The sequence below is a fragment of the Sedimentibacter sp. B4 genome (assembly GCF_000309315.1).
GTDB classification, from domain to species: Bacteria; Bacillota; Clostridia; order Tissierellales; family Sedimentibacteraceae; genus Sedimentibacter; species Sedimentibacter saalensis.
The window spans coordinates 1-553 of record NZ_CANG01001079.1 but is presented as its reverse complement, the minus strand read 5'-3'; the positions used below and the strand labels follow the sequence as shown (position 1 = coordinate 553).

Sequence of the window (553 nt, the reverse complement as noted above, 5' to 3'; positions counted from 1 at the left end):
TCGACGGTGATGATCTTGATGTCCTTGCCCGGCACCTTGCCCGCGGCCTCGATCGCCTCGATGGCGCCCAGGCCCATGTCGTCGTTCTGGGCGACACGACATCGATCTTGGGCTGGGACTTCAGCATGGCCTCCATGACCTGCTTGCCACCGGCGCGGGTGAAGTCACCGGTCTGGCTCGCGACGACCTTCATGTTCGGGTTGGCCTTGATCGCGTCGGCGAAGCCGGTGCCGCGATCGATCGCCGGCGCCGAGCCGGTCGTGCCCTCGAGCTGGACGATATTCACCGGGTCGGACTTGCCCTGGTACTGCTGGACGAGCCAGTCGCCGGCCTCCTTGCCCTCCTTGACGAAGTCGGAGCCGAGGAAGGTGATGTAGAGCGAGGTGTCCTTGGAGTCCACCGCACGGTCGGTCAGGATGACCGGGATGCCCGCGGCCTTGGCCTCACCGAGGACCGCGTCCCAGCCGGTCTGGACAACCGGGGAGAACGCGATGTAGTCGACGTTCTGCTGGATGTAGGAGCGGATCGCACTGATCTGGTTCTCCTGCTTCTG

Annotated in this window: 1 pseudogene; it reads right to left on the bottom strand. The window is 65.1% G+C overall.

The window, feature by feature from the left end:
* Positions 1–553 (bottom strand): annotated as a pseudogene (locus tag BN358_RS21745) (substrate-binding domain-containing protein); the annotation flags it as partial.